Here is a 2,500-nt window from a genome sequence, read left to right on the forward strand (position 1 = left end):
AACGATAAGAGAATGACAGCAGATACAGAACCACCCTTACGTTTTTTTTCTGTCTGTTCCGATACACAAGTTAGCAAACCTGATAAAAACCAAGATTCTACTGCAATGGATACATAACTTCTACTACCAGCTACGGATGAACAAGAGCTTTTTTTCAAGTTACTTTGAGAGGCATCAGAGAATTTTTGAGAGGAATCTAGGTTAAGCGCTATTTTTTGCACTCTATTGTGAACAAACAGCAGCAAGTGGCATGTCTATATGGGGCATTGCATTTTTTAGAGAGGGAATATTTTCAAGCCACCCCATCCCCTTGTCATATTTTTATAGTTTTTTAGGCAGTTTGTACGTTTTATTCTTCTTCCATAGTGCTCTCGCAATTTCTAAAAAGCCCTAAGCCTATACAGCTAAAGGGGGAAGTTTGAGTGAAGGGTTATTCTATAACATTTTCGCTTACGTACATTTTTATATTTTCACGTTCTACTATGGTTGCAGAGTGATGTTTAGATGTGATTTGATTTTTATGGAAGTTATTAGTTTTGGAACTTTGGTTGCGGGGGCAGGATTTGAACCTGCGGCCTTCAGGTTATGAGCCTGACGAGCTACCGGGCTGCTCCACCCCGCGTCACATATTTTAGAACAAGATTTTTTTATTGTCTACTCTGAGTATTGAGCATTGATCTGATTACATTTTTATTTTTGAATTGTTATCTATCATGCCTTTAGCAGACCTGGCGGCGACTTACTCTCCCGTGCCTTAAGGCAAAGTACCATCAGCGCTGGAGCGTTTCACGGCCGAGTTCGGGATGGGATCGGGTGCGTTCACTCCGCCATAACCACCAAGTCAGCAAAAAGCATGAATGATGAGAAGCTGGAAATATTTCTGTTATTTTAAGAATGGATATAGGAAATGAGAACGATCAAGTCGATCGAACGATTAGTATCAGTAAGCTTCATGTGTTACCACACTTCCACACCTGACCTATCAACGTGGTGGTCTACCACGGTTCTCAGGGAATACTCGTTTTCAGGTGGGTTTCCCGCTTAGATGCCTTCAGCGGTTATCCCTTCCGTATATAGCTACCCTGCTATGCGGCTGGCGCCACAACAGGTCCACCAGAGATACGTCCATCCCGGTCCTCTCGTACTAGGGACAGATCCTGTCAATATTCCAACACCCACGGCAGATAGGGACCGAACTGTCTCACGACGTTCTGAACCCAACTCACGTACCGCTTTAAATGGCGAACAGCCATACCCTTGGGACCTGCTCCAGCCCCAGGATGCGATGAGTCGACATCGAGGTGCCAAACAACCCCGTCGATATGGACTCTTGGGGGTCATCAGCCTGTTATCCCCGGCGTACCTTTTATCCGTTGAGCGATGGCCCTTCCACACGGGACCACCGGATCACTATGACCGTCTTTCGACTCTGCTCGACTTGTCAGTCTCACAGTCAGGCAGGCTTATGCCATTGCACTCAACAAACGATTTCCGACCGTTTTGAGCCTACCATCGCGCGCCTCCGTTACTCTTTAGGAGGCGACCGCCCCAGTCAAACTACCCACCATACACGGTCCCGAATCCGGATAACGGACTGCGGTTAGACATCCATATCGGTAAGGGTGGTATTTCAAGGATGACTCCACAAAGGCTAGCGCCCCTGCTTCAAAGTCTACCACCTATCCTACACATACAGACACAAATGCCAGTGTAAAGCTATAGTAAAGGTGCACGGGGTCTTTCCGTCTAACCGCAGGAACCCCGCATCTTCACGGGGAATTCAATTTCACTGAGTCTACGTTGGAGACAGCGGGGAAGTCGTTACGCCATTCGTGCAGGTCGGAACTTACCCGACAAGGAATTTCGCTACCTTAGGACCGTTATAGTTACGGCCGCCGTTTACTGGGGCTTCAATTCAATGCTTGCACATCTCCTCTTAACCTTCCAGCACCGGGCAGGCGTCAGACCCTATACGTCGTCTTGCGACTTCGCAGAGCCCTGTGTTTTTGGTAAACAGTCGCTACCCCCTGGTCTGTGCCACCCTCTAACGGTTGCCCGCTAAAGGGTCACGCTTCTTCCGAAGTTACGCGTGCAATTTGCCGAGTTCCTTCAACGTAGTTCTCTCAAGCGCCTTAGTATTCTCTACCAGTCCACCTGTGTCGGTTTGGGGTACGGTCTATATGTGGGAGCTATTTCCTGGAACTGCTTCACTGCAAGATCAATCCAATAAGATCTTACAATATACGCAATCCGTCACTACCCACAGGTCCACGAATATTAACGTGGTTCCCATCGACTACGCCTTTCGGCCTCGCCTTAGGGGCCGACTCACCCTGCTCAGATTAACTTTAAGCAGGAACCCTTGGACTTTCGGCGAGGGAGTCTCTCACTCCCTTTATCGTTACTCATGTCAGCATTCTCACTTCCGATACCTCCAGGAGCTCTCACGAGTCTCCCTTCACAGGCTTACGGAACGCTCCGCTACCACTTACTCAATGAA

1 tRNA gene and 2 rRNA genes (1 of these 3 cut by a window edge) are annotated in these 2,500 nt (G+C 48.0%); all 3 read right to left on the reverse strand.

Annotated features, from left to right (window positions below):
* Nucleotides 1–545 precede the first annotated feature (545 nt).
* A tRNA-Met gene (locus tag ACFIJR_RS08435) sits at nt 546–622 on the reverse strand.
* Nucleotides 623–726: 104 nt separating this feature from the next.
* A 5S ribosomal RNA gene (rrf, locus tag ACFIJR_RS08440) occupies nt 727–841 on the reverse strand.
* A gap of 72 nt (nt 842–913) precedes the next feature.
* Nucleotides 914–2,500 (reverse strand): 23S ribosomal RNA (locus ACFIJR_RS08445) (it continues 1,228 nt past the right edge of the window).

Source organism: Bartonella sp. OD88NMGDW (genome assembly GCF_042193775.1).
Lineage (GTDB): Bacteria > Pseudomonadota > Alphaproteobacteria > Rhizobiales > Rhizobiaceae > Bartonella > Bartonella grahamii.